Origin of the sequence: Synechococcus sp. CCY 9618 (assembly GCF_019038415.1) — a bacterium.
Lineage (GTDB): Bacteria > Cyanobacteriota > Cyanobacteriia > PCC-6307 > Cyanobiaceae > Cyanobium.
Window position 1 is genome coordinate 88,670 of the sequence record NZ_JAFKRG010000048.1, and the last position, 25,717, is coordinate 114,386.

Annotated in this window: 27 protein-coding genes; 6 read left to right on the forward strand and 21 right to left on the reverse strand. The window is 68.5% G+C overall.

The window, feature by feature from the left end; all coding sequences use genetic code 11:
- Positions 1-3: 3 nt before the first annotated feature.
- The 16 genes from cbbX to KUG41_RS12475 form a co-directional block, all read right to left on the reverse strand.
- Positions 4-972, reverse strand: a complete 969-nt coding sequence (cbbX, locus tag KUG41_RS12400; protein WP_254217231.1) for a CbbX protein — start codon at positions 970-972, stop codon at positions 4-6.
- A complete protein-coding gene (locus KUG41_RS12405; RefSeq protein ID WP_216904504.1) occupies positions 959-1,204 on the reverse strand; it encodes a 4a-hydroxytetrahydrobiopterin dehydratase in 246 nt (81 codons plus the stop codon). Before KUG41_RS12405 ends, cbbX begins: the two co-directional genes overlap by 14 nt.
- Before the next feature lie 15 nt (positions 1,205-1,219).
- Entirely contained in the window at positions 1,220-2,380 is a 1,161-nt protein-coding gene (locus KUG41_RS12410) for a CO2 hydration protein (RefSeq protein ID WP_216904506.1), read from the reverse strand.
- On the reverse strand, positions 2,377-3,906 hold the full coding sequence (locus KUG41_RS12415) for an NADH-quinone oxidoreductase subunit M (RefSeq protein WP_216904507.1): 1,530 nt from the start codon (positions 3,904-3,906) through the stop codon (positions 2,377-2,379). The genes KUG41_RS12410 and KUG41_RS12415 overlap by 4 nt, the downstream gene beginning before the upstream one ends.
- A 7-nt stretch (positions 3,907-3,913) precedes the next feature.
- Positions 3,914-5,758, reverse strand: coding sequence for an NAD(P)H-quinone oxidoreductase subunit F (locus KUG41_RS12420; RefSeq protein ID WP_216904508.1), 1,845 nt, complete (start codon positions 5,756-5,758; stop codon positions 3,914-3,916).
- Positions 5,759-5,771: 13 nt separating this feature from the next.
- On the reverse strand, positions 5,772-6,239 hold the full coding sequence (locus KUG41_RS12425; RefSeq protein ID WP_216904510.1) for a ferritin-like domain-containing protein: 468 nt from the start codon (positions 6,237-6,239) through the stop codon (positions 5,772-5,774).
- A gap of 5 nt (positions 6,240-6,244) precedes the next feature.
- Entirely contained in the window at positions 6,245-6,853 is a 609-nt protein-coding gene (locus tag KUG41_RS15950; RefSeq protein WP_305798578.1) for a BMC domain-containing protein, read from the reverse strand.
- Between the two features lie 79 nt (positions 6,854-6,932).
- A complete protein-coding gene (locus KUG41_RS12435; protein WP_216904512.1) occupies positions 6,933-7,184 on the reverse strand; it encodes a carboxysome peptide B in 252 nt (83 codons plus the stop codon).
- Positions 7,184-7,465, reverse strand: a complete 282-nt coding sequence (locus KUG41_RS12440) for a carboxysome peptide A (RefSeq protein ID WP_216904513.1) — start codon at positions 7,463-7,465, stop codon at positions 7,184-7,186. Before KUG41_RS12440 ends, KUG41_RS12435 begins: the two co-directional genes overlap by 1 nt.
- Before the next feature lie 2 nt (positions 7,466-7,467).
- Positions 7,468-9,003: a carboxysome shell carbonic anhydrase gene (locus tag KUG41_RS12445; RefSeq protein ID WP_216904515.1), complete on the reverse strand. Its 1,536-nt coding sequence runs from the start codon at positions 9,001-9,003 to the stop codon at positions 7,468-7,470.
- An 8-nt stretch (positions 9,004-9,011) separates the two neighbouring features.
- Positions 9,012-11,441, reverse strand: a complete 2,430-nt coding sequence (locus tag KUG41_RS12450; RefSeq protein WP_216904516.1) for a CsoS2 family carboxysome shell protein — start codon at positions 11,439-11,441, stop codon at positions 9,012-9,014.
- A 70-nt stretch (positions 11,442-11,511) separates the two neighbouring features.
- Positions 11,512-11,853 carry a ribulose bisphosphate carboxylase small subunit gene (locus tag KUG41_RS12455; RefSeq protein ID WP_015107693.1) on the reverse strand — a complete coding sequence of 114 codons (342 nt, stop codon included), beginning with the start codon at positions 11,851-11,853 and terminating at the stop codon, positions 11,512-11,514.
- Positions 11,854-11,953: 100 nt separating this feature from the next.
- The gene (locus KUG41_RS12460; protein WP_216904517.1) at positions 11,954-13,369 is read right to left on the reverse strand and encodes a form I ribulose bisphosphate carboxylase large subunit; all 1,416 of its coding nucleotides are present in this window, start codon (positions 13,367-13,369) and stop codon (positions 11,954-11,956) included.
- A 51-nt stretch (positions 13,370-13,420) separates the two neighbouring features.
- Positions 13,421-13,732: a BMC domain-containing protein gene (locus tag KUG41_RS12465; RefSeq protein WP_015107695.1), complete on the reverse strand. Its 312-nt coding sequence runs from the start codon at positions 13,730-13,732 to the stop codon at positions 13,421-13,423.
- 211 nt (positions 13,733-13,943) lie between these two features.
- A complete protein-coding gene (locus tag KUG41_RS12470) occupies positions 13,944-14,225 on the reverse strand; it encodes a P-II family nitrogen regulator (protein ID WP_216904518.1) in 282 nt (93 codons plus the stop codon).
- 37 nt (positions 14,226-14,262) lie between these two features.
- Positions 14,263-15,279 carry a sodium-dependent bicarbonate transport family permease gene (locus tag KUG41_RS12475; RefSeq protein ID WP_216904519.1) on the reverse strand — a complete coding sequence of 339 codons (1,017 nt, stop codon included), beginning with the start codon at positions 15,277-15,279 and terminating at the stop codon, positions 14,263-14,265.
- A gap of 239 nt (positions 15,280-15,518) precedes the next feature.
- On the opposite strand from KUG41_RS12475, the gene KUG41_RS12480 reads away from it, so the two are divergent.
- Entirely contained in the window at positions 15,519-16,124 is a 606-nt protein-coding gene (locus tag KUG41_RS12480) for a non-canonical purine NTP pyrophosphatase (RefSeq protein WP_256438947.1), read from the forward strand.
- A gap of 30 nt (positions 16,125-16,154) precedes the next feature.
- Here the strand turns inward: KUG41_RS12480 and KUG41_RS12485 are convergent, their stop codons facing one another.
- Complete coding sequence (locus KUG41_RS12485; RefSeq protein WP_254217232.1) at positions 16,155-16,955, reverse strand: BMC domain-containing protein; 801 nt, start codon at positions 16,953-16,955, stop codon at positions 16,155-16,157.
- A gap of 208 nt (positions 16,956-17,163) precedes the next feature.
- Here KUG41_RS12485 and KUG41_RS16175 point away from each other — a divergent pair, with 208 nt between their 5' ends.
- The 5 genes from KUG41_RS16175 (at position 17,164) to KUG41_RS16180 (ending at position 22,532) form a co-directional block, all read left to right on the forward strand.
- Positions 17,164-17,709, forward strand: coding sequence for a hypothetical protein (locus KUG41_RS16175; RefSeq protein ID WP_371734136.1), 546 nt, complete (start codon positions 17,164-17,166; stop codon positions 17,707-17,709).
- 100 nt (positions 17,710-17,809) lie between these two features.
- Positions 17,810-19,102, forward strand: a complete 1,293-nt coding sequence (locus KUG41_RS12495) for a ferredoxin:protochlorophyllide reductase (ATP-dependent) subunit N (protein WP_254217233.1) — start codon at positions 17,810-17,812, stop codon at positions 19,100-19,102.
- Positions 19,103-19,109: 7 nt separating this feature from the next.
- Positions 19,110-20,786, forward strand: coding sequence for a ferredoxin:protochlorophyllide reductase (ATP-dependent) subunit B (locus tag KUG41_RS12500; protein WP_216904521.1), 1,677 nt, complete (start codon positions 19,110-19,112; stop codon positions 20,784-20,786).
- Positions 20,787-20,901: 115 nt separating this feature from the next.
- A complete protein-coding gene (gene bchL, locus KUG41_RS12505; protein WP_216904523.1) occupies positions 20,902-21,813 on the forward strand; it encodes a ferredoxin:protochlorophyllide reductase (ATP-dependent) iron-sulfur ATP-binding protein in 912 nt (303 codons plus the stop codon).
- A 341-nt stretch (positions 21,814-22,154) separates the two neighbouring features.
- On the forward strand, positions 22,155-22,532 hold the full coding sequence (locus KUG41_RS16180; RefSeq protein WP_371734143.1) for a manganese efflux pump: 378 nt from the start codon (positions 22,155-22,157) through the stop codon (positions 22,530-22,532).
- On the opposite strand, the gene KUG41_RS12515 is transcribed toward KUG41_RS16180, so the two are convergent.
- The 4 genes from KUG41_RS12515 to KUG41_RS12530 form a co-directional block, all read right to left on the reverse strand.
- Positions 22,466-23,350 carry a hypothetical protein gene (locus KUG41_RS12515; RefSeq protein ID WP_216904524.1) on the reverse strand — a complete coding sequence of 295 codons (885 nt, stop codon included), beginning with the start codon at positions 23,348-23,350 and terminating at the stop codon, positions 22,466-22,468. The two genes, KUG41_RS16180 and KUG41_RS12515, sit on opposite strands and share 67 nt — an antisense overlap.
- Positions 23,347-23,913 carry a hypothetical protein gene (locus tag KUG41_RS12520; protein ID WP_254217234.1) on the reverse strand — a complete coding sequence of 189 codons (567 nt, stop codon included), beginning with the start codon at positions 23,911-23,913 and terminating at the stop codon, positions 23,347-23,349. The genes KUG41_RS12515 and KUG41_RS12520 overlap by 4 nt, the downstream gene beginning before the upstream one ends.
- 99 nt (positions 23,914-24,012) lie before the next feature.
- Positions 24,013-25,038 (reverse strand): protochlorophyllide reductase, encoded by a 1,026-nt coding sequence (locus KUG41_RS12525; RefSeq protein ID WP_254217235.1) that lies wholly within the window; start codon positions 25,036-25,038, stop codon positions 24,013-24,015.
- Positions 25,039-25,073: 35 nt separating this feature from the next.
- Entirely contained in the window at positions 25,074-25,532 is a 459-nt protein-coding gene (locus KUG41_RS12530) for a hypothetical protein (RefSeq protein WP_254217236.1), read from the reverse strand.
- Positions 25,533-25,717 lie beyond the last annotated feature (185 nt).

The window sequence follows — 25,717 nt, forward strand, 5'->3', positions numbered from 1 at the left end:
GCGTCAGCCTGCGCCGGTGAGTGGGCGGGCCGGATCCAGCCCCTCCACCTCGCCGTGGAACACGCGGCTGGCGGTGATGTCCTCCGCTTCGATCGTCATCAGGTCGGTCTTGGTGAGGGCCTGGCCCATGCCGCTGAACAGCCGGTTCGCCTGGCGCATGCGGGCCCGGTCGATGGCGTTGCGGATGGAGCGGGCATTGGCGAAGAAGGGCAGTTGCATGCGTCGCTGGATGTATTCGGCGAAGGCGGCACCGGCCTCCTGGCTGAAGCGGTAGTTCTCCGCCGCCAGGATCAGCTGGGCGATCGCCAGCAGTTCCGGCGCGGTGTAATCGGGGAAGTCGATGTGGTTGGCCACCCGCGAGGAGAGCCCGGGGTTGCTCTGGTAGAAGATGTCCATCCGCTCCTTGTAGCCCGCGAAGATCACCACCAGATCGTTGCGGTTGTTCTCCATCACCTGGAGCAGAATTTCGATCGCCTCGGCGCCGTAGTCCCGTTCGTTCTCGGGCCTGTAGAGGTAGTACGCCTCATCGATGAACAGCACGCCGCCCATCGCTTTCTTCAGCATCTCCCTGGTCTTGGGGGCGGTGTGACCGATGTACTGGCCCACCAGATCGTCGCGGGTGGCCGTCACCACGTGGCCCTTGCGCACGTAGCCAAGGCCGTGGAGGATCTTCGACATGCGCTCCGCCACCGTCGTCTTGCCCGTGCCGGGTCGGCCGGTGAACGACATGTGCAGGCTGGGGGGAGCGGTGTCGAGGCCCACCTGGGTGCGGGCCCGGTTGATCACCAGCAGCGCCGCGATCTCCCGGATCCTGGCCTTCACCGGGCGCAGGCCGATCAGCTCCCGGTCGAGTTCATCCAGCACGTCCTTGATGCCGGAGGCGTCGTAGGCCGCCCGCAGATCCACCAGCCTGTCGTCCTCCGGCCCGGCCGGGGCCCCCTGAGCGGCCGTGGCGCCGCTAGAGGAGTCCATCGATGGCGCGGGCGAAGGTTTCCTCCGTTTCGCCGATGGGGTCCTCGTCGGCCTCGGCGCGCACGGTGAGGTTCACATAGGTGCGGCCGAAGCTGATGTCTGGAAAGCGGCCCTCCTGCTCCGAAAGACCGTTCAGCCGTTCCAGGAACGTGCGGGTGCGTTCATAGTCGTCGAACTCGATGCGGCGCTCGAGCCGATCAGGACGGGGCCGTCGGGTCCAGGGCTGATCCATGGTTCCGACCCTAGATCAGCCCGGATCGTCCAGGCAGTCGGTGCGGGCGACGCAGAGCCGCTCGGCCCAGGCGGCCGCGTAGGTCCGGTTCGCCTCCCGCTGGGCAGGGTCGGTGCCTGAGAGCGGGTGGGGAAAGGTGCCGGCGATGGCGGCATTGGTGACGCAGAACATCGCCTTCTGGAAACTCATGCAGATCTTCACACGCATGTCGCCTTCGCCCCGGGTGACGCCCAGATACCACTGGCGCAGGCGCTCCGGCAGGTGTCGGTACATGTCCTGCATCAGCAGGCTGGGGGGGATCCCCGAGCCCATCGTCGGCAGGGGGTCGGCGTAAAGGGCGCCGTAGGTGAACTTGGCCAGGTCGGGGGAGATCTGCTGGGCCTGGGCGTTGAAGGAGACAGTGCCCAGGAAGGGGGTGCCGCGCAGGAACACCGCCTCCACGTAGGGCACCGCCACATCGGCCAGAAAGGAGAGCCCGGCCTCGGGTGGCAGCACCCAGAAGCGATCGCCGCCGATCTCGACCGCGTAGGTGATCGGAGCCCCCGCAGCCGCCACCAGACCGTCCTTCAGGAACGTGACCAGGGTGGGAATCGAGTTCACCTGTCCGTCCCGCTCGGCCCGGGCCAGATCGATGAACAGGTCGCTCATCACCCGCCAGAACTGGCCGAGGGCATGGGTGGTGGCGGCCGAGCGGATCAGTTCGGCCAGGAACTGGGGGAACAGGGGGTTGAGCGCCGCCAGCAGAGGATCACGGCCGGTCTTGCGGGCCACGATCGCGGCGCAGTTCACGGCGAAGGCCTCGCTGTCGAGGTAGGCATCCAGGCCACCGGTGCCGTGCCAGAGCATGGCCTTCTGGCAGTACTCGGCATATTCGAAGTTGATCCGGTCGTGGATCAGGTGCCTCCAGATCTTCGCCGGGCTGTGGTCGCCGTCGAGGAAGCGGAACACCGGGAAGGGATTCAGGAACTGCTTCTCGGCCTGGTAGATGAGATTGATGCTGTAGGCATCCAGCACCTCGCCATAGCTCTCCAGCACATCCACCACCTGGAGGAGATGGTCGGGTGTGTCCGCCAGCAGGGTGCGGCCCGCCAGCAGGGTCTCCACCAGGTCGTCGCGACCGGGCATGCCGCCGTTGTAGGTGAGGGGCGGTTTGGGGGAGCGCGGGGCGGCGGTCATGGCAGCAGCCCTCCGGCCTGCAGTCCGGCCACCACGGCCGGCAGCTGGGCCATGGCGGTGGTCGTCTGTTCACTGACGCGGCCCAGGCCCAGAGGCACCAGGCCGAGGGCGATCACCCCGGTGGCCAGGGCCATGGCGGGAAGGGTCTCGCGCAGAGCCACCCCGGGCAGCCGCACCTCCAGCCGGGCATCGGCCACGGGATCACCCGGTGGGGTGACGGCCAGGCGGCCGAAGAAGGCCCGGTTGACCAGCAGCAGGAAATAGACCGCGGTGAGACCGGAGCCCACCATGCACAGCAGGGTGGCCAGGGGGAAGGCGGCCAGGCTGCCCCGGAACACCAGGAACTCGGAGATGAAGCCGGCCATGCCCGGCATGCCGGCACTGGCCATCACCCCGAGGATCATCAATGTGCCCGTGAAGGGCAGACCCCGCTCCGGGTTGAGCAGGCCTCGCAGCACCTCCAGGTCGCGGGTGCGGGTCTTGCGATACACCACCCCCACCAGCAGGAACAGCAGGGCGGAGATCAGCCCGTGGCTCACCATCTGGAACACGGCTCCGAGCATGCTCACGGGGGTGGCGGCGGCCGCTGCCAGCAGGATGTACCCCATGTGCCCCACCGAGCTGTAGGCCACCATCCGCTTCATGTCCCGCTGGGCGATGGCTGCCAGGGAGCCGTAGAGCACAGACACCGCCGCCCAGCCCGCCAGCCAGGGGGACAGCAGCGCCCAGGCCTCCGGAAACAGGCCGAGACAGAACCGCAGCAGACCGTAGGTGCCCAGTTTCAGCAGCACCCCCGCCAGCAGCACCGACACCGGCGTGGAGGCCTCTGTGTGGGCGTCGGGGAGCCAGGTGTGGAAGGGCACCAGGGGAATCTTGATCGCAAAACCGATCAGCAGCGCCCCGAGCAGCACCAGCTGGGTGCCCATGCCCAGCTGGGCGCTGGTGACCGGGGTGATGCTGAAATCGGCCTGGCCGGTGAACAGGGACAGGCCCAGGAAGGCGCCCAGGATCAGCACACCCGAGACCGCCGTGAAGATCAGGAACTTGGTGGCGGCGTAGCCCCGGTTGGCGCCTCCCCAGATGGAGATCAGCAGCCAGAGGGGAATCAGCTCCAGTTCATAGAACAGGAAGAACAGCAGCAGGTTCTCCGACAGGAACGCTCCGTTCACCGCCCCGCTGATCCCCAGCAGCAGGGCGAAGTACAGCCGGGGTCGCTGGCTCAGGTCGCGGGTGCAGATGCCCGACACCAGGGTCAGGGCGGTGTTGACCAGCACCAGGGGCATGGCCAGGCCATCCACCCCCAGGCGGTAGTCCAGGCCGATGCTGTCGACCCAGGCAAAGGATTCCTGCAGTTGCATGCCCGCCTCCGAGGGATCGAAGGCCAGCAGGACCCGCAGGCTCCAGAGAAGTTGCAGACCCAGCAGGGCCAGGGCGGCGCGGCGGATGCGCTCGGTGGCCAGGTCCCCAGGCCAGCAGAGCAGGCCGAGGGCACCGGCGAAGGGAATCAGCAGCAGGGCGCTCAGCATGGTTCGATCAGCCCCCCAGCCAGGCGAGGCTGCCCACCAGCAGCACGATCGCCACCGCCATGGTGAACACGTAGGTCTGCAGGCGGCCGCTCACCCCCAGCTTGAGGCTCTGGGCCGATCCCATCGAGACGTCGGCGATGCGGTTGACCAGCCCGTTCACCACCAGTTGATCAAAGCCGTCGGTGATCCGGGCCATGCCGGCGACGAAGGCCACGATCGTGGCCCGGTAGATGCGGTCGGTGTAGAAGTCGAAGGCCAGCAGGTCCTGCAGGGTGCGCACGGGCTGGGGCAGGGAGCGGGACCCGAAGGCCGCGAGGGGCAGCAGGCTGCCCGCCAGCACCCCGGCCGCCCCGCTGGCCAGGAGCATCAGGGTCGTGGTGGCTGAGAAGGCGCCGATGCCGGGGACCCGGTCGATGCGGGCCATCACCAGGGGGGTGAGCAGCACCAGCACCGAGACGCTCACCATCGGCAGGGCCATCAGCCAGTTCACCTCCGGCGCCCGGCGCGTCTTGGGGTGGGCGGAGCCCAGGAACACCTGGCGGTAGACCCGGGTGAGGTTCAGGGCGCTGAGCCCGTTGGTGAGCAGCACCACGGCGGCGAAGAACGGCGCCCTGGGGGTCAGACCCTCCACCATCAGGCCGAAGCTCCAGAAGCAGCCCAGGGGCAGCAGGCCGGTGAGGCCGGCGGCCCCGGCCAGGAAGGCCGTGGTGGTGGCGGGCATGCGCGGAGCCAGGCCGCCCAGTTCGGTGAGGTCCTGGCAGTTGGTGGTGGCGATGATGCTGCCCACGCTCATGAACAGCACGGCCTTGGCCACCGCATGGGAGAAGAGCAGCAGCAGGGCGATGAAGGGCTGCTGCAGGGCGATCGCCACGAACACCAGTCCCAGGTAGGAGGTGGTGGAGTAGGAGCAGGCCCGCTTCAGATCCACCTGGGCGATTGACACCAGGGCGCCCCCCACGGCACTGATCGTGCCCACCACCAGAAGCACATCGATCGCCACCGGGGAGATACGCAGCAGGGGCATCACCTTCAGCAGCACCACTGCGCCGCAGGTCACCACCACTGAGTTGCGCAGGATCGACGCCGGGTTGGGGCCTTCCATGGCCTCATCCAGCCACAGGTGCATCGGGAACTGAGCGCACTTTCCCATGGGCCCGGCGATCAGCCCCAGCCCGATCAGGGTGGCCCCCAGGCCGGGCAGGCTGTTGTTCGCCGACCAGGCGTAGAGATCGTTGAATTCCAGGGATCCGGCCCATGCCGAAAGGGCCACCACGCTCATCAGCAGCAGCACATCCCCCACCCGCTTGGTGAGGAAGGCATCGCGGGCGGCGGTGACCACCAGGGGCTGGGCGTACCAGAAGCCCACCAGCAGATAGGTGGAGAGGGTGAGCATCTCCAGCAGGAAGTAGCTCATGAACAGGTTGCTGCTCAGCACCACCCCGGCCATGGCTCCCTCGAAGAAGCCCACCAGGCCATAGAAGCGGGCCAGGGACCATTCCTTGTCGAGGTACCCGAGGGCGAACACCTGGCCCACCAGACTCATGACGGTGACCAGCTCCAGGGCCGCCAGGTTGGTGAGGGAGAGGTCGAAGCCGATGCGCAGATCCAGATCCGCCGCGGCGAACCAGCCGATGTCCAGATGCTGGGGACCCAGGGCCAGCACCGCCCGCAGCACCACGGTGCCGTGGATCACCGACAGCAGGGTGACCAGCAGGTTGAGGTAGGCCGCGGGCCTGGGGCCGTTGCGTTTCACCCAGCCCGCCGCCCAGGGCACCGACAGCACCATGCCGGCGAAGCCATAGAGGGGAATCAGCCAGCTGAGCTGGATCGACAGGGGAAGGGTGTCGGCCAAGGGGGGTGGGACGTCAGAAGGTGGCCCTTTGCAGGGACCTGGCCTGGGCGGTGCCGAGGCTGGCGAGCCAGGCACCGAGCTCCTCCCCATGGTGCTGTTCTTCCTGCAGGAGCGCGCGGAAGAAGGATTCATTGTTGCCGTCGCCGATCAGCAGGCAGAAACGCACCGATTCGGCGTAGTGCTGGATCAGATCCTGCTCGAGAACCCCATCCAGGCGCAGCAGACCTTCCAGGTCGGGGGCATGGCCCACGGGCCGCAGCTGGGAGGCGGCTGGGGCCACCCCCAGCTGGAGCATGCGCTGGACGAGACGCTCGGCGTGCTGCATCTCCTCCACCGTTTCCCGGCGGAAGCGTTCGGCGGCGGCGGCGTCGCCCCAGAGCTCCACGAGGGAAGCCTGGGTCATGTACTGCTGCACGGCGGACAGCTCCAGGCTCAGCGCGCGGCCCAGGTAGCCGAGGACGCGCGGATGAACGGCGTCCATGGGCCTCAGCTCCGGCGGCTGACGCCCGAGGCGGCCAGGGCCGGCTCCACCTCGCTGTGGGGACGGGCGATGATGTGGGCGGCCACCAACCCGTCGCCGACCCGCTCGCAGGCATCGGCCCCGGCCCGGACGGCGGCGTTCACGGCGCCGGTTTCACCCCGCACCATCACGGTCACGTAGCCGCCGCCCACGAACTCCCGGGCGATCAGGGTGACTTCGGCGGCCTTGGTCATGGCGTCCGCGGCTTCGATGGCCGGCACCAGGCCACGGGTTTCGATCAGGCCGAGGGCGATGCCGTGGATGGTGGGGGCCATGGAAGGGGTTCGGGGAGTGGGGTTGGGGGGTGGGGTGCCGGTGCCACCGGCGCTGCGGGCGGTGACGCCGGCGGTCCGGCCCGGCTGACGGCCCGCCGGGCTGGAGCGGGCAGCCCTGGGGGCTCGGGTGGTCCGGGCCCTGGCCGCCGGCTTGCTGTCTGCCGGTGCCGGGGGCAGGGCCGGTGGTCCGGTCCCCGCCGGCTTCTCCGCAGAGGTGTCCGCCGGTTTGTCCGGCGAGGTGGCCGCCGCTGTCGCGGGTTTGCTGGCGTCGGGACCGGTGCGAGGGGTGCGGCTGGCCATGGGACGGGGTTGCAGAGGAGGGGTGAAGGAACGGGTGGAATCGAAGGCTCACCGCTCAGGGGGCGGCGCCTGGCCTGGCCTACCCGTCCGGTTCCCAGAAGTCGATGATGCCGCCGATGGTGAGATCGGTGTGCGTCTCCGGGATGCCGCAGGCGAAGCGGGCGGCGGAACCGCTGGCGGTGAACACCCAGTTGCCGGGGGAGGCCCCCACCGGATCCACCGCGACGCTGAGCTTGCCCTTGACGCTGCGCAGCACCCGCAGGTTCCAGTGCTCGAGCCCTGGCACCCGCTGGGAGCAGATCAGGGAACCGGTGACCTGCATGATCTCCATCAGGCCGCTCCTCCCGGAGGCGTGGCCGGCTTGCCGGCCTCCGGATCCCAGTGGTCGATGATCCCCACGATCGTCAGGTCGCTCGGATACGACTTGCTGCCGGCCGCTTCCCGGGCGGCGGAGCTGCCGACGCAGATGACCCAGTCGCCGGGGATGCAGCCCACCGCGTCGACCGCCACCTTCTGGGTGCTGCCATCGAGCACCACCTGCAGGTGCTTGTGCTCGAAATCGGGGATGCGGTTGGTCGAGACCAGGGGCTTGACCACCTTGCAGATCAACATGGTCAGTGCCCCCCGGGGGTGGTGAGGGTGATGGTGGAACCTACCGCCTCGGCGGGGGTGTGACGCCCCTGGTCGCGAACGGTGAGCAGGGCGTGGAGCAGGCCCTGGGCGAAGAGCTCGGGATAGCGGTTCTCGATCGCCTCCTGCACCCTCTGGGCATGGCGCACCGCCCGCTCCCGGGCACCCGGCACCTTGCCGTTGTAGTCGAAGCGCACCACCACGGGCACGGGCAGGCCTCGCGTCACGTTGAGCCCCTTGAAGATCTTCACCCCCACGTCCATGTCCGGGGCGCCCTCCTCGACGGTGTCCATGTAGGCGAAGTACGTGAGGTTGCGCAGGTGGATCTCCTTGAAGCCGATGCCGACACCGATGAAGCGCTCGGCATGGCCGGCATCGGTGTAGCGGCCGTCGTGGTACTCGCGGACGTAGTCGATCTGGGAGATGTTCTGCTCCAGCAGCCTGGCGATCAGGCGCACCATGCCGGGATCGGGGGCGCTGGCCGCCGCCGCTTCCACCTGCCGCAGGATCTGGGCCCGGGCCTCTTCGGGGTGGAGGTGGCGCGTCGCCTCATAGACCGAAGCCGCATCCAGCCACTGATCCAGGCGGGTGCTGCCGTCCATGCCGGGCACGTGCACCCGGATGGCGTCGGTGTCGGTGTCGATGCCCAGCAGCAGCAGGTCGACGGAGGCGCCGCAGCAGAAGCTGTTCTCCACCGCCTGCTGGAAGTCCATCAGCCGCTGGCGGCCGCAGCTGGCCGCCAGGGCGTCATCACTGCCGTGGGCGGCGCAGCCCTCGTGGGCGGGGTCGATGGAACTGAAGTGGTAGAGCACCACCTTGAGGTAGCGGGTGTCCGCGTGGGCGGGGTTGGGAACCCCCTCCCGGTAGCGATGGTGTTCGGTCTTGACCCAGCGGTTGACGGTGTTCTCGACGTCGAACAGGGCACCGGCATGGGGACGCCGCCGCACGGAGCTGAACGGCAGGCGCAGGGCGAAGGCGATGGCGTGGGCGAGGCGACCGTCGGCGCAGGGGGTCACATCCAGCAGGTGAAAGCCGCAGGAGAGCAGGAAGGCGTTGAACTCCTCCGCCGCCGGGCTGCCGGGCTGGCCGGCCAGGGGATCGTCGCGGAAGAAGCCGTCGCTGGTCTGCTCGTAGGCCTCGAACACGCACCAGGCGAACAGGGTGCGCATGTCGAGCTGGCTCACCCAGGCCTGCTCCAGGATCGGCACGGGCAGGCTGTAGCCCAGTTCCGCCTGGGCCAGGGCCTGGGCCCGCTCGATGAAATCATCCTCGTGCTGCAGGGCCGACAGCCGCTTCAGCACCGGCACGATCCGGTCGAAGGCGTCCTTGACGCCCCGGTCGTAGGCCTCCAGGGCGGCGTTCGCCGCCGGATCGGTGAGCGGGTGGAGGCTGGCGGCCCCGTGGCCGAGCCGCACCGCCGCCAGCCGCCGGGACAGATCGGCGCCACCGGAAGCGGTGGGCCGGCGCCGGGGAGCGCTGGGGGCGAGGGGGCGGGCCGTGGGGACCGGGCGGCGGGGCATCGGGGGGGTCAGCCGCGGGCGCCGCCGGACACCGTGATCAGCGAACCGGAATTGGTGCTGCCACTGGAGCCGGTGATCTTGTTGGTGGGTTCGGGCAGGGTCTCGTTGCGCTTGGGCTGGAGGCCCGGCATCGCCGACATCGGGCCGCCGCGGCTGGGGTTGCGGCGACGGGCCGAGGCCCCTTCGGTGCCGGTGACGTGCTTGCCGCGATCCCAGTCGTCGCCGGTGATGTTGAGGCCGGCGGAGATGCCCTCGCCGGTGACCCGGGAGGTGGGACGGGCGTCCTCATCCACCGTGACGGCGGGCGCCGGCGGGTGCATGCGGACCCTCTCGGGCCCGCGCCGGTCGAAGCGGAACTGCTCGGTGCCGGTCACCTTGTCGGCCGCCATGTCGAAGGGGCCGGTGATGCGGTTGCCCTGCTCGTAGCTGTTGCCGGTGACGCCGCCGGAACGCTGGTTGGCGGTCTGGGCGGCCCGGGCAGGCGACTGGACGCTGAACTGCTGCCAGGGCTGGCCGGTGAGGGGCTGGGGGAAGTCGGCGTCCTGGCTGGTGGCGGCTCCGCAGGCTTCGGCCAGCTGGTCGCCACCGATGTAGGGGGTGCCGGTGATGTCCTCGCAGGCGCCCCGCTCGGCACCGGTCATGACGCCGCCGATGCCCGGCTGGATGCCGCTGAGCCGGGGTCCCGGGGTGCCCATGCGGGCGGGAGTGCGCTGGCGGATCTCGGACAGGCGGTCGGAGGCGCACCAGGTGCCGGCCTGCTCCAGGCCGGCGTAGGGGGTGCCGGTGACGGCCTTGCAGGTGCCGGGCTCATCGCCGGTCACCTTCTCGGAGCGGCCGGTGCGGGTGCCGCTGATCACCATCGACTTGTTGGTGATGCTGAAGCCCACCTTGGGTGCCTCCGGTGCCGGCGTGGTGCCGCAGAAGCCTTCGTACTGCTGAGTTCCGATGTACTCGTCGCCGGTGACCATGCGGCAGCTGCCCGGCTCGTCGCCGGTGACGTGCTCGCTGCGGCCCACGTGGGTGCCGGTGATGCCCGTGCCCCGCAGGGTGTGCAGGCTGCTCACCTTGGTGGGGACCCGGCCGGGCACCTGGGACTGGTCGCCCACGTACTGGGTGCCGGTGAGCTGGCGGCCGGCGCCGGATTCGTTGCCGGTGACCCGCTCGGAGCGCTCCACCATCACGCCGGAGACGGGACGGCCGGCGCTGGTGCGGGTGAGTCCGACCTTGCGCGGGGAGGGGGTGGCCTCCCCGCACCAGGCGGCGCTCTGGTTGGCGGAGATGTATTCGGTGCCGGTCACGTTCTTGCAGGTGCCGGGCTCATCGCCGGTGACCTTCTCGGAACGGCCCACTTCGTTGCCCGTGACCCGGTTGCCGTGGCTGGTGGCGCTCACCCGCACCTTGGCGGGCTGGAGCGGGGGGGGCTCGTTCTGGCAGAAGGTGCGGAAGATTTCGGCGCCGAGGTAGTCGGTGCCGGTGATCGGCCGGCAGGTGCTGGCCTCGTTGCCGGTGGTCTTGGCGGAGCGGTTGGCCTGGGTGCCGGTGACCACCTGGCCCCGGACCGTTTCGCTGACGCCCACCTTCCAGTGGGCATCGGCGGCGGCGTCGATCTTGGCCTGGCCGCGGCGGGGGCCGGTGGGGCGGGTGCCGCCGCTGCGGGCGCAGCCCGCGGAACCCACCTTGCACTTGAGCTCCCGCACCTTCTGGGCCAGCTCGCGGCTGCTCATGTCCGGGTTGGCCTGGCGGGCCACCGAGGCGGCGGTGCTGCTGGTGGGTGTGCTGGCCGATTTGCCTCGCTTGGAGAGGGCTTCACGCCGGGCCATGACGATGGCCCGGCTGGGATTGTGCTGGGCGGAGCGCTTGACGCCGTTGCGGCGTTCACCGCTGCGGCCGCCGCGGCTGGCCAGGGACGCACCGAGACCGCCATCGGCGTTGCTGGTGCTGTAGGAGGTGGCCGTGGCCGCCGCTGCCTTGGCGTCCTTGCAGCCGCAGGGGCGATCGGTGCTGGCCGGGGCGGGAGTGGCGCTGGCGGCGGCTTTGCTGGCGGCGCGCAGCTGCTCCTGGCGGGTGCGATCGCTGGAGGTGTCGGCCCGCTTGCCGCGGCGCGAGAGGGCCTCACGGCGCTCCAGCACGAGCTTGCGGCTGGGGTTGGCCAGGGGCCTGGCGTTGCTGTGGTGGCCACCGCCAGACGGCGCGGTCAGGGAGGCGGACCCACGGTGGGCGGCGGGGGCCCGACCCGGTGAGCCGCTGTTGCGGGAAGCCGGCGGCGGAGACGGAGCGGCGTCAGCCGGGGTGTCCGCTTCGGTGCGGCTGCGACGGGCGTCGGCTGCGGTGCGCACCCGACCCGGGGAGGACATGAACTTCGTGGACGCTTTCTTGCCGCCGTTGGTGAGGGCCTTGCGGCGCTCCAGCGCTGCTTCCCGACTGGTGGTTCTGGCCATGTCCGCCCTCTGAATGGATGATCAATTGGTGGATCCCGGCCTCAGACCGGGATCCGCTGCGGTCGCTGGATCAGCGACCTTCGAACACAACGAAGCAGGCACCCTGGCTCTGGGTGTAGGCGTCGTAGCCGACGAGACGCACGTGATGGTCCGGATAGGCCCGGTGGCAGGACTCCAGCTCGTTCACGATCACGCCGAGATCCTTCTCACCGAAGAAGGGCAGCTTCCAGTACGACCAGTAGGTGGCCATGGAGCGGCTGGGGTGGACGTGCTCGACCAGGGGGCTCCAGCCCTGGGCAATGATGTAGGCGATCTGGTCGTAGATCTCGTCCTGGGTCATCGGCGGGAGGAAGCCGAAGGTCTCCAGGGTGGCGACTGTTTGATAGTCACCCACGGTGCTCTTGAAGGGCATGGGGATCCTTGAGGGGAATGGGATAGGGAGCCCAGGTCCGCTGACCTCAGGAGGGTGCTCCTTCGGTCAGCGGTAGCAGGGCATGGGGCCGGGGGTCAGTTCAGCCGAGGACGTCGAGCTTGTCGACGGTGTCGAACTCGAACTTGATTTCCTTCCAGGTCTCGAGGGCGATGGCCAGCTCGGGGCTGTGCTTGGCGGCCTCGGTGAGGATGTCGCGGCCTTCCTTCTCGATCTCGCGACCGGCGTTGCGGGCCTTGACGCAGGCTTCCAGGGCCACCCGGTTGGCGGCGGCGCCGGCGGCCGAACCCCATGGGTGGCCGTGGGTGCCACCACCGAACTGGAGCACGGAGTCGTCACCGAAGATGGCGACCAGGGCGGGCATGTGCCACACGTGGATGCCGCCGGAGGCCACGGCGAAGACGCCGGGCATCGAACCCCAGTCCTGGTCGAAGAAGTTGCCGCGGGTGCGGTCTTCGGGGATGAAGGATTCACGCAGCTGGTCGATGAAGCCCAGGGTGGTCTGACGGTCACCCTCGAGCTTGCCCACCACGGTGCCGGTGTGCAGCTGGTCGCCGCCGGAGAGGCGCAGGCACTTGGCAAGCACCCGGAAGTGGATGCCGTGCTTGGGATGGCGGTCGATCACCGCGTGCATGGCGCGGTGAATGTGCAGCAGCATGCCGTTCTTGCGGCACCACTTCGACAGACCGGTGTTGGCTGTGAAGCCGCCGGTGATGTAGTCGTGCATGATGATCGGCTGCCCGAGTTCCTTGGCGAACTCGGCCCGCTCGTACATCTCCTCGGGAGTGGCGGCGGTGCAGTTGAGGTAGTGACCCTTCTTCTCGCCGGTTTCCTCCTGGGCCAGCTGCACGGCTTCGGCGACGAACTCGAAGCGGTTCTGCCAGCGCTGGAAGGGCTGGGAGTTGATGTTCTCGTCGTCCTTGGTGAAGTCGAGACCGCCACGGAGGCATTCGTAGACCACCCGGCCGTAGTTCTTCCCGGACAGGCCCAGCTTCGGCTTGATGGTGCAACCCAGCAGGGGACGGCCGTACTTGTTCATCCGGTCGCGTTCGACGCAGATGCCGTTCGGCGGGCCGGGGCAGGTCTTGATGAAGGCCATCGGGAAGCGGATGTCTTCCAGGCGCAGGTGGCGCAGGGCCTTGAAGCCGAAGACGTTGCCCACCAGGGAGGTGAGCACGTTGGTCACCGAGCCTTCCTCGAACAGGTCGAGGGGGTAAGCGATGAAGGCATAGAACGCCTCCTTGTCACCAGGGACGTCTTCGATGCGGTAGCAGCGGCCCTTGTAGAAATCGAGATCGGTGAGGAGCTCGGACCAGACGGTGGACCAGGTGCCGGTGGAGGACTCGGCGGCCACGGCGGCTGCCACCTCCTCGTTGGGCACACCTTCCTGGCCGGTGCACTTGAAGCAGGCCAGCAGGTCGGTGTCGAGGGGGACGTAATCGGGAGTCCAGTAAGTGTCGCGGTACTCCTTGACCCCGGCGTCGTACTTCTTGCTCATGGGATGTTTCGGATGGGAACGGGTGGGAAATCAGAGGGTCGTCGTGACCGCTCAGTCCTTCGAACCCAGGCCGAAGCTGCTGTTCAGGGCAGGCTCCACTTCGCGGTGGGGACGGGCGATGATGTGGGCCGCCACCAGACCGTCGCCCACCCGCTCGCAGGCGTCGGCACCGGCCCGGACGGCGGCGTTGACGGCGCCGGTTTCGCCCCGCACCAGGACGGTGACGTAGCCGCCACCGACGAATTCGCGACCGATGAGGCGCACCTCGGCGGCTTTGGTCATGGCGTCAGCCGCTTCAATGGCGGGCACCAGACCGCGTGTCTCGATCATGCCGAGGGCGATGCCCATGGTTTCGTTTGCCATTACCTGCTCCTGGAGGAGGGGGGTGGAATGTTCGCCTGCAACCATGCTCCTCCGCCAAACCCTCCGTCAAGCGATTCGGAGCTCGGCGCCCATCAAGGTTTTCGGATCGGCTGATAAGGGCAGCTGATCAGTGCAACACAAAAAGCAAGCCTGGGTTGATCGTCGGGCTTCGCCCCGGGACTTTCCCCGCCCGCCGGGCTGCCGCGGCGGCTCAGAGGGGCTCGGCGCTGGAGACGAACCCCACGCCCCCGTAGCGCTTCAGCAGCGGCCGCACTGCGGCAGCCACCGCCCCCAGCAGGTCGTCGTCGACGAAGACGATCACATGGGCATTGGCTCCGAGGCCGCTGAAATCCATGGCTTCGGAGATCTCACCCGACGGGCTCATGCCCGTGACATGCCGCATCACCGAATAGCCCTTCGCTCCGGCCTTGGTGATGGCCTTGCAGACGCGGTTCAGTTCCCGCTCGCTGAGGATGAGGTCGATCCGCTTCATAACTGCATGGCGAAGGGTTGACGCGGCGGCAGAAGGCTCAGCCGGCAGGAATGAACTGCCGGGTCAGCACCATGTACAGGGGGATTCCGATCACCACATTGAACGGGAAGGTGAGGCCGAGGGCGGTGGAGATGTAGAGGCTCGGATTGGCCTGGGGAACGGTCATGCGCATGGCCGCCGGCACGGCGATGTAGGAGGCGCTGGCGCAGAGCACCATGAACAGCAGGGTGTTTCCCTGGGACAGCCCCAGCAGGACGCTCACCAGCAGGCCGGCCAGGGCATGCACCGGTGGCGCCAGCAGGGAGAAGCCGATCAGGAAGGCGCCGGCCTTCTGCAGGTCCCGCAGCCGCTGGGCCGCCACGATGCCCATGTCGAGGAGGAAGAAGCAGAGGGCGCCGTAGAAGAGCTTCTCGGTGAAGGGATCCATCTTCTCCAGGCCCGCCGGGCTGAAAGCCGCCACCACATAGCCGATCACCAGGCTGCCGATCAGCAGGTAGACGGAGCCGTTGAGGAAGGCCTCCTGCAGCACCTCCCGCCAGCGCAGGCCGCCGTTGCCGTTCTCCTGTTCCCCGGAGACCTCCCGATCCTCCGCGGGGGCCGTGATCTTGGCGAGCACCACGCCCACCACGATCGCCGGTGATTCCATCAGAGCGAGGGCGGCCACCATGAAGCCGTCGAAGTTCACCTCCAGCACGTTGAGGAAGCTTTCGGCGGTGATGAAGGTGACGGCGCTGATGGAGCCGTAGGAGGCGGCGATGGCGGCGGCGTTGTAGCCGTCGAGGCGCAGGCGCAGCAGCAGGAAGCTGGACAGGGGCACCAGCAGGGACATGGCCACGGCCGCGCCGATGGTGAGCAGCACCTGGGGACCGAGGCCGCTCTGGGCCAGTTCCATGCCCCCCTTGAAGCCGATCGCCAGCAGCAGGTAGAGGGAGAACAGCTTGGGCAGCGGCGAGGGGATCTCCAGGTCGGAGCCCACCAGCACGCCGAGGATCCCGAGGAAGAAGAACAGAACCGGCGCGGAGAGCAGGTTCTGCAGGACCAGACTCGACTGCATCGTCCTCCGGCGCCCCACGGGTGTGGGCAACCTAGGGGCGAAACCGGGTGCCGACCGTCAGTGGTCGCGCAACGTTGCCGCCCCGGCCCGTCCGACGCTCTTCAGGTTCCCTATTCTCCGCCCGGGGCAGGAACCCTGGAGTCTTCCGGGGGTGGAATGTTCAACCCGTCCTGCCCCACCTCTTCCCGCACCCCTCTCTCAACCCTCTGCACCACAATGGGGCCCTCTGCGGGTCCGGCTTGTCCCTCCCCCCCCGCCGGTCGTCGGCACCGGTGCTGGTGATCGCCAGCGGCAACCCCCACAAGGTGGCCGAGATCACGGCCATGCTCGAGGCCGCCGGGCTGGAAGTGCGGCAGCAGCCGAAGGGACTGGAGATCGAGGAGACCGGCAGCACCTATGCCGAGAACGCCTCTCTCAAGGCCTCGACCGTGGCGGGCCTCACGGGCTGCTGGTCCCTGGCCGACGATTCCGGCCTGGAGGTGGATGCCCTCGATGGCCGTCCGGGCCTCTATTCCGCCCGCTATGCCCCCACCGACCACGAGCGGATCCACCGCCTCCTGCAGGAGCTGGGGGACTCCCTCTACCGCGGCGGCACCTTCGTGAGTGCCATGGCCCTGGCCGATCCCTCCGGTGCAGTGGTGCTCGAGTCGGAAGGGCTCTGCCGGGGACGGATCCTGAGGGAGCCCTCCGGCCACGGCGGCGGCTTCGACCCGATCTTCCATGTGCGGGAAGCGGGCTGCAGCTACGCCGAGATGGGCGAGCACCTCAGGAGCCGCCTGGGCAGCCGCGGCAAGGCCGCCCGGGCGATGGCACCGGGTCTGAAGCGGTTGCTGGGCCTCGTGTGAGCCAGGCTCCGGGGAGCGGCGTGGCGATGATCAGCCCTTGGCACCGGCGTTGATCTGGGCCACGGCCCGCATGGCGGCGGCGGCCGCCTCCTCCACGTCGCCCTCCTTGCCGGCCAGGGTGAGGCGACCGAAGGCCCCCACGGCCTTGACGTCCACCACGGTGATGTTGGAGCTCTTCTCGGCCTCGTTGGCGGCGATCAGCACATAACCCGCCGGTTCGGTCTCGAGGATGAACATGCTCATGCCGGCCTGGATCATCGAACCGCGGCGGTTCTGGCGGTTGATCAGCACCGCATGATCAGGGGTGATCGCCCGGATGATCTCGGTCCAGGTGACCTCGCAGCGGCTGCGAAGCTCCACCCGGCTGCCGATGGCCTCCAGCACCACGTCGCCGGAGTGGAGCACATTGCTCTGGTCGCGGTGGTAGAGGGCCAGGGAGCCGAAGGCCCGCTCCACCACCATCTGGCCGAGCCGCACCGTGCTGGCCTTGAGGGCGATGTCCGTGACCCGGTGCACGGCCATGCCCGGCGACACCTCCAGCCAGAGGCAGGCATCGCCGGGAATGGGCAGGAAGCCATGGGACACCGTGCCCATGTACGAGGCCAGCTGGGGCTGGAGGGAATCGAGGAAGACGTAGGTGCGCAGCTCGATCGACTGAACCTGGCTGGACTGGCGGGCCAGGCGGCGTCCTTCGCTGTCGGTGGTGATGACGCAGCTGGCGCCGGAACTCTCACCACTCACGTCGGTGCCGGTGATGCGCAGGCCCGCAGCCCTCCGGCGCGCGTCCGACCGGTCGTCGCGAAGGAAAGAGCGGGTGGGCTGCGAATCCATCACGGCGTCGTGCGCCACCTCCGGGAACGGACGATTCGTTGGATCACCGGTTGCGTGGGTTCCGCGGCGATCCCGATCCACCGACGCCTGGGGCGGGGCAGAAACGGAGGGTACTCCCAACGGGGGCGGGCGGAGCGGCATGGTCCGCGGGCACTTGCGAGCTGGAAGCCAGCCGGTACCTTCCAGCTCAACCCTCGCAGGCGCGTTCATGGCCACCCGGCGCACCGCCACAGCACCCTCCGCCAATGGATCCCCGGTCCCCGGATCCCCGGCCCACGGATCTGGCTCCGAAGGTTCTTCCTCTGCGGGCAGCACGGCCGAAACCCAGCCCCTGCGCAACGCCCTCGACCAGGACACCTTTTCGGAGTGGATCGCCCGGGCGATCGACCAGGGTGTACGGCCGGAGCAGGCCCTCGCCTTCATCGGCCTCGGCCTGATGCGGAGGATGGGCAGTGTCGGCCTCGAGGATCTCAGGGACGGGCAGGACGGTGGTGAGGCCGACAGCCCGGTTGATCTGGCCGGACTGCGCCAGCGGCTTGAGATCACCGATCTGGCCATCCGCACCAGTGCCCCCCTGAGCACCGCCGAGGTGACCCAGCTGATGGGGGCCCGGCCGGGCGCCCCGGTGGTGGAGCGCGGCGGGCTCACGGCCCGACGCCTGGCCCGCAACGTCTGGAAGCTCAGCCGCAGCTCCGACGAGGACCGCTCCGACCGCGGCCTGGGCTTCAGTGAGGGCTTCCGTCGCCGCCTCTGAGCCACCGGGCCTCGTGATCCCGAAAAGATGTAACGCAGACGGGCGCAGGCCCCACCGGCCCCGCTAACCCATGGAAGTCCCGAATCAGGCGATCCCCTCCATGGGTGTGTCCGCTCCACCGGTCCAGCCTTCGCCAGCCGACCTGAACCCTCACCTCCACCCCGACCTGCTCAAGGAGAGCGGCCAGCGGGAGGTGTTCTGCGGCCTCACCTCGATTGTCTGGCTGCATCGCCGCATGCCGGACGCCTTCTTCCTCGTGGTGGGCTCCCGCACCTGCGCCCACCTGATCCAGTCGGCCGCCGGGGTGATGATCTTCGCCGAACCGCGTTTCGGCACGGCGATCCTGGGTGAAAAGGACCTGGCGGGTCTGGCGGATGCCAACGAGGAACTGGACCGGCTGGTGAAGGACCTGCTGGAGCGGCGGCCCGAGATCCGCACCCTGTTCCTGGTGGGCTCCTGCCCCAGCGAGGTGATCAAGCTCGACCTGGCCAAGGCGGCCGAGCGGCTCTCCGCCCAGCTGCTGAACCGGGTGCGGGTGCTGAATTACTCCGGCAGCGGCATCGAGACCACCTTCACCCAGGGGGAGGACAACGCCCTGCAGGCGATGCTGCCCCTGCTGCCCTCCTCCGACGAGGAGCAGCTGCTGATCGTCGGCACCCTGGCCGATGCGGTGGAGGACCGCTTCCGGCTGATCTTCGAGCGCCTCGGCATCACCACGGTGCGCAGCCTGCCGCCGCGGCGCTCCACCGATCTGCCCCCCATCGGCCGGGGCACCAGGGTGCTGCTGGCCCAGCCGTTCCTGAGCGCCACCGCCCGGGCCCTGCAGCACCGCGGCGCCACCCTGCTGAGCGCCCCCTACCCCTTCGGTGTGGAGGGCAGCCGTGACTGGATGGCCGCCGCCGCCACCGCCTTCGGCGTCCCCCTCGCGCGCTTCGCCGAGGTGGTGGACCCCCTGGTGGAGCGGGGCCGCCGGGCCCTCGCCCCCCACCGGGAGGTGCTGGCCGGCAAGCGGCTGTTCCTGCTGCCCGATTCCCAGATGGAGATCCCCCTGGCCCGCTTTCTGAGCCGGGAATGCGGCATGGAGCTGGTGGAGGTGGGTGTCCCCTACCTCGACCGCCAGCTGATGGCCGCCGATCTGGCCCTGCTGCCCGCCGACACCCAGCTGAGCGAGGGCCAGGACGTGGACCGGCAGCTGGAGCGGGTGCGGGCCGCCCGCCCCGACCTGGTGCTCTGCGGTCTGGGGCTGGCCAATCCCCTGGAAGCCGAGGGCATCGCCACCAAGTGGTCGATCGAACTGGTGTTCAGCCCGATCCACGGCTGCGACCAGGCCGGTGAACTGGCCGAACTCTTCGCCCGCCCCCTGCGGCGCCGGGCCCTGCTGCAGCTCTCCTGAGAACCCCATGGAACTGACCCTCTGGACCTACGAAGGCCCGCCCCACGTGGGCGCCATGCGCATCGCCACCTCGATGGAGGGGGTGCACTACGTGCTGCATGCCCCCCAGGGCGACACCTATGCCGATCTGCTGTTCACGATGATCGAGCGGCGCGGCCGGCGTCCGCCCGTCACCTACACCACCTTCCAGGCCAGGGATCTGGGCGGTGACACGGCCGATCTGGTGATCCGCACGATCCGCCAAGCGGTGGATCGCTTCCAGCCCGAGGCCCTGCTGGTGGGCGAGAGCTGCACCGCCGAACTGATCCAGGACCAGCCCGGCGCCCTGGCCGGCGGCATGGACCTGGGGGTGCCGATGGTGAACCTGGAGCTGCCCGCCTACTCCAAGAAGGAGAACTGGGGCGCCGCCGAAACCTTTTACCAGCTGGTCCGCACTCTGCTCAAGGCCCAGCTGCCGGCCCCGGGCACACCGAAGCCCTCCCCCAGCCGCTGGCGCGAGGAGGGCCGCCGGCCCCGGGTCAACCTGCTGGGCCCCAGCCTGCTGGGCTTCCGCTGCCGCGACGACGTGCTGGAGATCACCCGCCTGCTGGGGGAGCACGGCATCGACGTGGCGGTGGTGGCACCCCTGGGGGCCCGGCCCGCCGACCTGCTGCGCATTCCCACGGCCGATGCCAACGTCTGCCTCTATCCGGAGGTGGCCGGTCCGGTGTGCAGCTGGCTGGAGCGCAGCTTCGGCACCCCGGTGGTGCGCTCCGTGCCGATCGGCATCGGCGCCACCGCCGACTTCCTGCGGGAGCTGCACGCCGTGCTCGATCTCGCGCTCCCGGCCGATCTGGAGACGGTCGAGGGGCAACCGAGCGAGGCCGAGCGCCGTTCCCGGCTGCCGTGGTACTCCAAGTCGGTGGATTCCACCTACCTCACCGGCAAGCGGGTGTTCATCTTCGCCGACGCCACCCATGCCATCGCCGCCGCCCGGATCGCCTCCCGCGAGCTGGGCTTCCAGGTGGTGGGGCTGGGCAGCTACAGCCGCGAGCAGGCCCGGGAGGTGCGGGCCGCCGCCGCCGAACTGGGCCTGGAAGCCCTGATCACCGACGACTACCTGGTGGTGGAGAAGGCCATGGCCGAGGCGGCGGCGGAGCTGGTGCTCGGCACCCAGATGGAGCGCCACAGCGCCAAGCGTCTGGGGCTGCCCTGTGCCGTGATCAGCGCCCCCCTGCACGTCCAGGACGTGCCGGCCCGGTACTCCCCCCAGATGGGCTGGGAGGGGGCCAATGTGATCTTCGATTCCTGGGTGCACCCGCTGATGATGGGCCTGGAGGAGCACCTGATCGGCATGTTCCGCCACGACTTCGAGTTCGTGGACGGCCACCGCAGCCACCTGGGCGACGGCGCCCCTGCCTCCGCCTCCGCCTCCACGGCCCCTTCCCCGGAGGAGGCTTCCGCCACCTCCACCGCAGTTGCCACCGCAGCGGCTCCGGCCGCCGGCACCATCACCGCCGCGGTGGCTGTCCGGGAGGCCCTCGAGAGCCTCTGGACGGCGGACGGGGAGGCCGAGCTGGCCAAGATCCCCTTCTTCGTGCGCGGCAAGGTGCGCAAGAACACCGAGGCCTTCGCCCGCGAAAGGGGTCTCGAGCGCATCGATGCCGAGGCCCTCTACGACGCCAAGGCCCACTTCAGCCGTTGAGGGCTCGTGCGTTGATGTTTCGGTTTGCGTGATCCACCGACAACGGGGATCGGACCTGATCAGGCTGTTTCCTTACGTGTGATTCGCCGGCCCGCCGGCTTCCTTCGTTTTCCCTATGACCTCCACTCTCACCTCCCCGCCGGGCACCACCACCAACCCCCGCGAGGACGGCGAGGGCAGCCTCCAGGTGCTTCAGGACGCGTCGATGAACATCGAGACCGGCGCCCTGGTGATCGCCGTCTACGGCAAGGGCGGCATCGGCAAGTCGACCACCTCCTCCAACCTGTCGGCGGCCTTCTCCAAGCTGGGCAAGCGGGTGCTGCAGATCGGGTGCGATCCCAAGCACGATTCCACCTTCACCCTCACCAAGAAGATGGTGCCCACGGTGATCGACATCCTGGAAACCGTCGATTTCCACACCGAGGAGCTGCGCCCGGAGGACTTCGTCTTCGAGGGCTACAACGGGGTGATGTGCGTGGAGTCCGGCGGCCCACCGGCCGGCACCGGCTGCGGCGGCTACGTGACCGGTCAGACGGTGAAACTGCTCAAGGAACACCACCTGCTGGAAGACACCGACGTGGTGATCTTCGATGTGCTGGGTGATGTGGTCTGCGGTGGCTTTGCCGCGCCCCTCCAGCATGCCCACTACTGCCTGATCGTGACCGCCAACGATTTCGATTCGATCTTTGCGATGAATCGGATCATGCAGGCCATCAACGCCAAGGCCAAGAACTACAAGGTGCGCCTCGGGGGTGTGATCGCCAACCGCTCCGAGGAGACCGACGAGATCGACAAGTTCAACGCACGCACCGGCCTGCGCACCATGGCCCACTTCAAGACCGTCGACGCGATCCGCAAGTCCCGCCTCAAGAAATGCACCATCTTCGAGATGGAGAGCACACCCGAAGTGGATGCCGTCCAGCAGGAATACCTGAGCCTGGCCCAGAAGATGCTCTCGGATGTGGAACCCCTGGAGGCCGAATCCCTCAAGGACCGGGAGATCTTCGACCTGCTCGGATTTGATTGAGGTTACGGCCTCGCGGCGAATCACTCCTTCCAGGACCCCAGCCTGGGCCAGTACCCTGATCAAACCATGATCACCTTTTAAGGGGGTTCTAGGCTCATGGCATAAGCGTCTGCAGAACGATCCTTGAGCTGCTGCTGTTCATGGCGGTGCTGTGTGTGGATTCGTTCTCATCGGCGCGTGCCCTGGGATTCCGGCACTTCTCCTGGCGATGGATGACGACCACTGGGTGGCCTTTGGGCTGCTGGTGGCGGCGGGGGAACAAAGGTGCTCGGCGACCTACGTGGAACAGCGCGATGGAGGGTGCCTAGAAGAAGAGGTGAGGGCATGAGCCCATCCGAATACTGTTTGTTTCTGCCATCACCAGCATCGATCCTCTGGGGGTTGGCGTATCGATCGGGATTGTGAACAAGCCCATCGGCATTGACTCCGCTGCCATCGGTCTGGGGGCCTTCGTCTCCCCCTGTCTGGGCCTCTTTCTGAGACGCCGTATTTCCGGTAAACTGGGCAGCAAGGTGGAACTCCTGGCTGCTGGATTTACTGATCGCGCCAGGGATCAAGATGCTTCCGATCGAGGTCGTCCTGGCCTGTGGTCTAGCAGCCCTGTTCCCCTCGGCAGGCCCCAACTCCACGACCCGCAACCGGTCTGGGACGTTCAGATCTCTGCGGCGGCCCGCTCCACCAGTCGGCGGGCCACGGCCTGCACCCCCGTGTGCTGGTAAGTGTCGGTGAAGGCATCTAGGAAGGTGGCCATCTGCTTGAAGCCTCCTTGCCAGGGGCCCAGGGTGCTCTCCAGGGCCTGCACGGCCTTCTGGCCGGTGAGACCCAGCTGGTGGCTGAACGCTCCAGCCCAGCCCAGCCACTGGTCCACCCCCCGGCGCAGGAAGGTCAGGTGGGCCTCATCGCCCCGTCCAGGAAGCATGGAGGCCAGGCCGGCATAGGCGGGCAGCTGGTGCAGGTCCCGCTTGCCGACCCCTCCCAGCAGGCCATCCAACCGCTGCAGCGCCTGATCGCCCAGGGGCAGCAGGGCGTCGAAGCAGATCAGGGCGGCCATCCGGACGCGGGCCTCACCGGCGTAGTCGTTCAAGGCGGCGGCGAAGTCGCCGAAGCTGTCACCTGGCAGACCGTTCACCTGTGTGAAGGCCAGCATTTCGGCGGCCACCTTGAGGCTCAGATCCGCCGCCTGCAGGGTTTCGCTGGTGGGGGTGAGGTTGGCGACTCGCTTCACCAGGGGCAGGGCGCCACCGATGTTGGCCAGCAGCCGCAGGCCACCGGCGGCCTTCTGGGAGCGGTTGACGGCGTCGTACAGGCTCAGGGCGCGGCCGTAACCTTCGTGGCGGGCCTGGCTCAAGGCGTCGGCCCGGGCTCGCACCTGGCGGATGAGGTCCGGATCCTTGCTGCCCAGCACGTCGCCGATCAGTTCGTCGGCGCTGGTGATGTTGTGCCAGCCGCCGGGCACCAGGGTGCTGAGGCCTTTGATGGCGAGCACCGTCAGGTTGCGGCGGGGCAGGCGGTCGAGGCGCTCAAGAACGGTGCTCATGGGGCGGGCTCCATGGCGGAAAGGTTTCCGGTGGGTTGCTCGCCAGTGGGAAGAGCTGCCCTGGAGGCGCTTTCCCCCTTCAGAGCCGCCAGGCCCCTGAGGTTGAACTGTCCGATGAGGGCCTGACGCTGCTCGGCCTCCAACCCATCGCCCTGGCCGATCACCTTGACCTGGAAGCGGTCGGCCACCAGCACGGCAGTCGCTTGCTGACCCTGCTCCACCAGCGGCCAGCCCTGCAGCCGGCGCTCACTGGCCTCGAACTTGCTGCGGGCCTCCGGTGTGGTGGTGACATCGGAGATGGCGAGCAGGGCCTTGACCTGGCCGCCATGCTTGAGCCTGGCCTCACTGAAGCCGCGCTTTTCCTGGGTGAACACCAGTTGGTCCCCTTTCTCCGGTTCAGGAAACAGACGGTTGAAGGCCGTGCCGTTCACCACCTGGCTGAGGGGAATATCGGCCACCGTTCCCCCGGGTAGCCAGGCGCGGAAAGGCAACAGGAGGAACGCACCGATGGACAGGCTGACGATCAGCAGCAGCCCAACTCCCCAGCGCAGCGTGCGGGCCATGGACTCCGGGGGCGGTACTGCATGACAACTAGCGACTCCAGCCTGGACTGCGTATGTATCTGTAGATTTCGAAGCATTGCCGCCCGCACGGCGATGGCTTCAGGCGAGTCCCACCAGCCGCATCGAAAGGTCCCACATCCGCTGGGCCGTGACCGGGTTGCTGGCCTTCTCGGAGAGCTCCTGGCTGAACTGTTTGCCGCCTTTCTTCTGGCGGTTGCCCCAGCTCCAGTGCACCCCTGAGGTGGCGAAGTCGGGGTCGGCCGTCACCTGGGCCACCCGCTCACCGGCCAGGGCCTGGCTGACGTAGCCGCCGGTGATGTTCTTCTGGAACCAGGGGAAGATGACCTGGAAGGCCTTCGGGGCGTTCCGGAACAGGGGCGTGTCGGCCACGCAGCCCGGATAGAGGGAGCTGAATACGATGCCGGTGGACCCGTGCAGGCGCCGATGCAGCTCCTGGGTGGTGATCATGTTGCAGAGCTTGCTGTCCTTGTAGGCCTTGCCGGGCTTGAAGCTCTTGCCGCTCGCCATGGCGATGGGGGCCTTGAAGCCGGCGGAGAAGCCGGAGAGGTCGCCGAGGTCGGCCGGGGCGGGGATCGGGATCTTGCCGCCCAGCTCCTTGGAATTGGCGGTGACGGTGCCCAGGATCACCAGCCGGCGGGAGGGGTGGGAGGAGCGTTTGAGGTCGTCGAGGAGCAGGTGGATCAGCAGGAAATGGCCGAAGTGGTTGGTGGCCATCGAGATCTCGTAGCCCTGGGGGGAGCGCTCGGGATGCTTGAGCCGCGGCAGGTAGACCGCCGCATTGCAGATCAGGGCATCGAGAGGGCGACCCGTGGCACGGAATGCGTCGACGAGGGCGCGCACGCTGTCGAGATCGGCCAGATCCACCTTCAGGTGCGTCACCGCGGCATCGTCGATGCCAAGGGCCGCCTGGGCCCGGCGAGCCTTGTCGGTGTCGCGGCAGGCCATCACCACATGCCAGCCCCGATCCACAAGAGCCTTGGTGGCGAACAGACCGACACCGGAGGAGGCGCCGGTGATCAGAACTGTTCCGGGCACACCGCTGGCGGCTGCGGTGCCCTGGGGGCTGGAGGAGGAACGGACGGGCTCACCGGAAGGGGGCACCATGGAGTTGTGGGTCCGGCGATGAAGGGGACCCCAACCTACGGACGGGTGCCCTGGTTTCCGGAACCGGCGGGGGCGGATTCAACAGTTGGAAACGGACGGGTCGACTGCCAGATCACCCGCATCCGGTTGGGGGCGATCCACTGGCTCTGCTCCCGGATCAGGCGCTGTTCTCCCTCGACCATGAAGAGGGTGTCGAAGCGTTGCCTCGCCTTGGTGAGTTTGGCGTTCTCCAGCTCCAGAACGGCAGAGATCTCCCCCTGGCTCTCCATGCGCTGCTGGTAGGCGCCGGCAAGACGGAACAGGCTCACCCCCGTGACGGCGACCAGACCGAGCTTGACCGTGAGCCCGATGAGGCTGCAGACCAGTTCCTGGCGTTCGGCGGAAAGGGAGAGCAGCTGGCTTTCGAGGCTGAAGCTGGACCCGGGGACCTCGACGGAATCGTTTCCGGCGCGGTTTCCGGGGCCGTTTCCGGAACTGACTGCCGCAGCAGGCATCACCGGCCGGCTCTCCCGGCGGCTGCCCGGGCTGGGCAGCGGCCGCAGCGGAGACGTGCTCCCCCGAGACGTCCATGCCGGACGGGGGGATGGCTCCGCAGCCCCCGTCCGGCCGGTGGAACGCGCTGCCGACTGAGATTGGCGCTGTCGGCGCTGGGGCTGGGCCACCGGAGGGAAGGCTGCAA

Coding starts and splice junctions, on each gene's coding strand:
- KUG41_RS12435 (WP_216904512.1), bottom strand. CDS start 7,184: ATGGAGATCATGCAGGTCACCGGTTCCCTGATCTGCTCCCAGCGGGTG.
- KUG41_RS12475 (WP_216904519.1), bottom strand. CDS start 15,279: ATGCAGTCGAGTCTGGTCCTGCAGAACCTGCTCTCCGCGCCGGTTCTG.
- KUG41_RS12515 (WP_216904524.1), bottom strand. CDS start 23,350: ATGAGCACCGTTCTTGAGCGCCTCGACCGCCTGCCCCGCCGCAACCTG.
- KUG41_RS12530 (WP_254217236.1), bottom strand. CDS start 25,532: ATGCCTGCTGCGGCAGTCAGTTCCGGAAACGGCCCCGGAAACCGCGCC.
- KUG41_RS12405 (WP_216904504.1), bottom strand. CDS start 1,204: ATGGATCAGCCCTGGACCCGACGGCCCCGTCCTGATCGGCTCGAGCGC.
- KUG41_RS12460 (WP_216904517.1), bottom strand. CDS start 13,369: ATGAGCAAGAAGTACGACGCCGGGGTCAAGGAGTACCGCGACACTTAC.
- KUG41_RS12485 (WP_254217232.1), bottom strand. CDS start 16,955: ATGGATTCGCAGCCCACCCGCTCTTTCCTTCGCGACGACCGGTCGGAC.
- KUG41_RS15950 (WP_305798578.1), bottom strand. CDS start 6,853: ATGGCCAGCCGCACCCCTCGCACCGGTCCCGACGCCAGCAAACCCGCG.
- KUG41_RS12455 (WP_015107693.1), bottom strand. CDS start 11,853: ATGCCCTTCAAGAGCACCGTGGGTGACTATCAAACAGTCGCCACCCTG.
- bchL (WP_216904523.1), top strand. CDS start 20,902: ATGACCTCCACTCTCACCTCCCCGCCGGGCACCACCACCAACCCCCGC.
- KUG41_RS12445 (WP_216904515.1), bottom strand. CDS start 9,003: ATGCCCCGCCGCCCGGTCCCCACGGCCCGCCCCCTCGCCCCCAGCGCT.
- KUG41_RS12415 (WP_216904507.1), bottom strand. CDS start 3,906: ATGCTGAGCGCCCTGCTGCTGATTCCCTTCGCCGGTGCCCTCGGCCTG.
- KUG41_RS12440 (WP_216904513.1), bottom strand. CDS start 7,465: ATGTTGATCTGCAAGGTGGTCAAGCCCCTGGTCTCGACCAACCGCATC.
- KUG41_RS12495 (WP_254217233.1), top strand. CDS start 17,810: ATGGGTGTGTCCGCTCCACCGGTCCAGCCTTCGCCAGCCGACCTGAAC.
- KUG41_RS12520 (WP_254217234.1), bottom strand. CDS start 23,913: ATGGCCCGCACGCTGCGCTGGGGAGTTGGGCTGCTGCTGATCGTCAGC.
- KUG41_RS16175 (WP_371734136.1), top strand. CDS start 17,164: ATGGCCACCCGGCGCACCGCCACAGCACCCTCCGCCAATGGATCCCCG.
- KUG41_RS12470 (WP_216904518.1), bottom strand. CDS start 14,225: ATGAAGCGGATCGACCTCATCCTCAGCGAGCGGGAACTGAACCGCGTC.
- KUG41_RS12410 (WP_216904506.1), bottom strand. CDS start 2,380: ATGACCGCCGCCCCGCGCTCCCCCAAACCGCCCCTCACCTACAACGGC.
- KUG41_RS12500 (WP_216904521.1), top strand. CDS start 19,110: ATGGAACTGACCCTCTGGACCTACGAAGGCCCGCCCCACGTGGGCGCC.
- KUG41_RS12425 (WP_216904510.1), bottom strand. CDS start 6,239: ATGGACGCCGTTCATCCGCGCGTCCTCGGCTACCTGGGCCGCGCGCTG.
- cbbX (WP_254217231.1), bottom strand. CDS start 972: ATGGACTCCTCTAGCGGCGCCACGGCCGCTCAGGGGGCCCCGGCCGGG.
- KUG41_RS12450 (WP_216904516.1), bottom strand. CDS start 11,441: ATGGCCAGAACCACCAGTCGGGAAGCAGCGCTGGAGCGCCGCAAGGCC.
- KUG41_RS12525 (WP_254217235.1), bottom strand. CDS start 25,038: ATGGTGCCCCCTTCCGGTGAGCCCGTCCGTTCCTCCTCCAGCCCCCAG.
- KUG41_RS12465 (WP_015107695.1), bottom strand. CDS start 13,732: ATGGCAAACGAAACCATGGGCATCGCCCTCGGCATGATCGAGACACGC.